Source organism: Allobosea sp. (genome assembly GCF_036675845.1).
In the GTDB taxonomy this organism is placed as follows: domain Bacteria; phylum Pseudomonadota; class Alphaproteobacteria; order Rhizobiales; family Beijerinckiaceae; genus Allobosea.
Map to the genome: position 1 here is coordinate 1 of NZ_JAKFED010000024.1, position 3,562 is coordinate 3,562.

Sequence of the window (3,562 nt, forward strand, 5' to 3'; positions counted from 1 at the left end):
GAGGCGGTCTTCCCCTTCGCGCGCTTCCCCGGCGTCGACGTGCTGCTCGGGCCGGAGATGCGCTCGACCGGCGAGGTCATCGGCCTCGACCGCTCCTTCGACGTCGCCTTCGCCAAGAGCCAGTTAGGGGCCGGCTCGAAGGTGCCGGTCAAGGGCACCGTCTTCGTCTCGGTCCGCGATCAGGACAAGCCGCGGATCATGCCGGCGATCCGCATGCTGGCCGATCTCGGCTTCCAGATCCTGGCGACCGGCGGCACGCAGCGCCTGCTGCAGGAGAACGACATCCGCGCCAGCAAGATCAACAAGGTGCTGGAAGGCCGCCCGCATGTCGTCGATGCGATCAAGAACGGCGGAATCCAGCTCGTCTTCAACACCACCGAGGGCCCGCAGGCGCTCGCCGACTCGCGCCCGCTGCGCCGCGCAGCCCTCTTGCACAAGGTGCCCTATTATACCACCTTGGCCGGAGCGATCGCCGCGGCCGAAGGCATCCGTGCCTATTGCAGCGGCGATCTCGAAGTGAGGTCGCTACAATCCTATTTCGACAGCGCTGCCTGAATCGGGCGGCGTGCTGGAATAGTTTCTCTAACGATCGGAAGCGACGGCGCTGGCAGCGGGTTCGACCGGCCGGCGCCGCATCGCGTTTCGGAACTGGGACGGGACGATGGACAAGGTTCCTATGACGGCCGGCGGATTCGCCGCTCTCGAAGTCGAGCTGAAGCAGCGGCAGCAGGTCGAGCGCCAGCGCATCATCCAGGCGATCTCCGAAGCGCGCGCGCTGGGCGACCTCTCGGAGAACGCCGAGTACCACGCCGCCAAGGAAGCCCAGTCGCTGAACGAGGGCCGCATCATGGAGCTGGAATCGCTGATCGGCCGGGCCGACATCATCGACATCTCGAAGCTCGGCGGCGACACGATCAAGTTCGGCGCGACCGTCAAGCTGATCGACGACGACACCGAGGAGGAGAAGCTCTACCAGATCGTCGGCGAGCCGGAATCCGACGTGAAGTCCGGCAAGGTCTCGATCGGCTCGCCGATCGCGCGCGCCCTGATCGGCAAGAGGGTCGGCGATTCCGTCCAGGTCAACACGCCGGGCGGCGGCAAGTCCTACGAGGTCGTCAGCGTCGCCTTTCGCTGAACGGCTTCTTGGCCATCCCGGCATCAGCCCCTAGATTGAGGTGAGCCTGCCGCCGGAGATGCCGCCATGACCAGCCGTCGCGCCTTCCTCACCGGGTCCGCCGCGCTTGCCGCAGGCGGGCTCGCTTCGTTTCGGGCCCTGGCCCAGGGCGCAGCCGTCGGCGCCATCCGCGTCGATGCCCGCCGCCTCGGCCCGCAGGGCTGGGGCGAGAATGCCGGCAGGATCGCCCGCGCCTTCGAGGTCGAGCTCGCCCGCCAGCTCGCCCCGCTGCGCCAGCGCGGCGGCCCGACGCTCTACGTCACGGTGCAGGGCCTCTGGCTCGCCAGCTTCGCCGGCGGCGGAATGGCGGGCGACGGCGGCAGCGCCAGCAACGACAACATGGATACCCTCGCCGAGCTCATCGACCGCGGCCGCGTCCTCGCCAGCTATCCGATCCGTTCCATGGAGCTCTCCAGCTCCGGCGGCGCCTGGTATCTGCAGGACACCGAGCCGCGCCGCGTCGCAGCGCTGCTCGCGAACAACGCGCTCTGGATCCGGCGCTATCTCGGTGGCTGAGCCGCCGGCCACGCGCCGCCATTTCGTCCTCGCGGCGACCGCGCTGCTGCTGGCGGGCTGCCAGACCATCCCTCCCCTCGGCCCGGGCACCGCGATCGGCGCCATCCGCGTCGATGTCTCGCGGCTGGTCGAGCTCGGCGTCGGCCCGCGCGCCGGCGTAGTCAAGGCAGGGCTCGAACAGGAACTGGCACGCGGCTTCGCAGGCCAGCGGCAGGACGGCGGCGCGACGCTCACCGTCGCCCTGCGCGGACTGACCATGCCGACCTATGTCGGCGGCGACATCGACGATGGCGCGACCTCCGACTATCTCGACAGCCTGGTCACCGTCACCGGCCGCAAGGGCGAGGTGCTTGCCACCTATCCGGTACTGTCGATGAATGCCGCCAGCGATTCCGGCGCCTGGTTCTCACCGGGGATCGACCAGCGCCGCGTCGAACGGCTGATCGTCAACCACGCCGCCTGGATCCGGAAGATGGTGCTCGGCTGAGGTCTCAGCCCAGCGGCGCGATCGGCTCGTCCTTGACCCGGTCGAGCGCCAGCGCGGTACGGACATTGCGGACATTGGGCAGCGCCGTCAGCTCGCCGACGAAGTCCTGGAAGGCCTTCAGGTCGCTCGCCACGCATTTCAGGATGAAGTCGATGTCGCCCGACAGCGTCCAGCACTCGCGCACCGTCGGCCAGTCGCGAATCCGGCTCTGGAAGGCGGCGAGATCGGCCTCGGCCTGGCTGGCGAGATGGACGAAGGCGAAGCAGACCACCTCGATGCCGAGCTTGCGCTCGTCGAGCTGCGCCCGGTAGCCGGTGATCACCCCGGCCTCCTCCAGCGCCCGCACGCGCCTGAGGCAGGGCGGCGGCGAAATGCCCACCCGGCTGGCGAGTTCGACATTGGTCATCCGCCCGTCACGCTGCAATTCGGTCAGGATGCGAAGGTCGATCTCGTCGAGTTTGGAACGCACAAATCCCCCCGGAAAAAGGTCGCGCTGGTGTAGACGCAGTGTCCACGCGATACAAGGCGAAGACCATGCCAGCTTCGGCGTGGCCACTATTCGAGCCCTCATCCTGAGGAGCGGACGTTAGTCCGCGTCTCGAAGGATGGTTCCAGTACGCGCTGGAGCATCCTTCGAGACGCAGCCTGAAGGCTGCTCGTCAGGATGAGGGCTGGCGTTGGGGGTATCATTCTTGGGCGAGCACCAGCCTTCAGAACCCATTCCCACCCTCTGGGTCCTGACCGACGGCAAGGCCGGCGACGAGGTCCAGTGCCTCGGCGTCGCCGAGCGCCTCGGCCTCGCCCCCGAAATCCGCCGGGTCAGCCCGGGCCGGCCCTGGTCCTGGCTGATGCCGCGCGGCCCGATCGACCCGCGCGAGGGGCCTGACCGGCCAGGCAGCCCGTTGCGCCCGCCCTTCCCCGACATCGCCATCGCCTCGGGCCGCCGCGCGGTCGCCTATCTGCGGGCACTGAAGAAGGCCTCGAACGGGCGAAGCTTCACCGTGTTCCTCAAGGACCCGCGCACCGGCGCCACCGCCGCCGACCTGATCTGGGTGCCGCAGCACGACCGCCTGGACCCGGACGCCTTCGATCGCGCACGCGCCGAGTGGGACGAGGCGTCCAAGAAGCCCGCGCCGGACTGACGCGGCGATCGTGCCCCCGGCCCGCAAGCCGGGGGCAGACTGCCGTCGCTACGGCTTCTGGTCGCGCATGCCCTTGACCGCCGCGGAGATCCCCTCGGCGTCGAGCACGTCGGCCATGACGCCGATCTGGTCTTCCCAGATCTCGTCGTCGATCAGGCTGCGGAACTCCTCTTCGAGCACGTGATACACGGAGAGACCCAACTGGGCCTCGGCCAATGCACCTGCATAGGTCGGATCGCCGAG

At 68.7% G+C, this 3,562-nt stretch carries 6 protein-coding genes and 1 pseudogene; 5 read left to right on the plus strand and 2 right to left on the minus strand.

Translation table 11 applies throughout. From position 1 onward, the window contains the following. The 4 genes and pseudogenes from V6M56_RS01370 to V6M56_RS01385 form a co-directional block, all read left to right on the plus strand. Nucleotides 1-555, plus strand: a pseudogene (locus tag V6M56_RS01370) (carbamoyl-phosphate synthase large subunit); the annotation flags it as partial. Between the two features lie 106 nt (nt 556-661). Continuing rightward, nucleotides 662-1,135 (plus strand): transcription elongation factor GreA, encoded by a 474-nt coding sequence (greA, locus tag V6M56_RS01375; RefSeq protein ID WP_332680776.1) that lies wholly within the window; start codon nt 662-664, stop codon nt 1,133-1,135. A gap of 66 nt (nt 1,136-1,201) precedes the next feature. After that, nucleotides 1,202-1,690, plus strand: coding sequence for a hypothetical protein (locus V6M56_RS01380; RefSeq protein ID WP_332680777.1), 489 nt, complete (start codon nt 1,202-1,204; stop codon nt 1,688-1,690). Beyond that, nucleotides 1,683-2,177 (plus strand): hypothetical protein, encoded by a 495-nt coding sequence (locus V6M56_RS01385; RefSeq protein ID WP_332680778.1) that lies wholly within the window; start codon nt 1,683-1,685, stop codon nt 2,175-2,177. Before V6M56_RS01380 ends, V6M56_RS01385 begins: the two co-directional genes overlap by 8 nt. A 4-nt stretch (nt 2,178-2,181) precedes the next feature. Here the strand turns inward: V6M56_RS01385 and V6M56_RS01390 are convergent, their stop codons facing one another. Next, nucleotides 2,182-2,646 (minus strand): Lrp/AsnC family transcriptional regulator, encoded by a 465-nt coding sequence (locus V6M56_RS01390; protein WP_332680779.1) that lies wholly within the window; start codon nt 2,644-2,646, stop codon nt 2,182-2,184. A 223-nt stretch (nt 2,647-2,869) separates the two neighbouring features. On the opposite strand from V6M56_RS01390, the gene V6M56_RS01395 reads away from it, so the two are divergent. Further along, a complete protein-coding gene (locus V6M56_RS01395) occupies nt 2,870-3,319 on the plus strand; it encodes an ELM1/GtrOC1 family putative glycosyltransferase (RefSeq protein ID WP_442881052.1) in 450 nt (149 codons plus the stop codon). A gap of 48 nt (nt 3,320-3,367) precedes the next feature. Here V6M56_RS01395 and V6M56_RS01400 read toward each other — a convergent pair. Beyond that, nucleotides 3,368-3,562: hypothetical protein (locus V6M56_RS01400; RefSeq protein WP_465247576.1), on the minus strand; the 195-nt coding region annotated here is incomplete at its 5' end.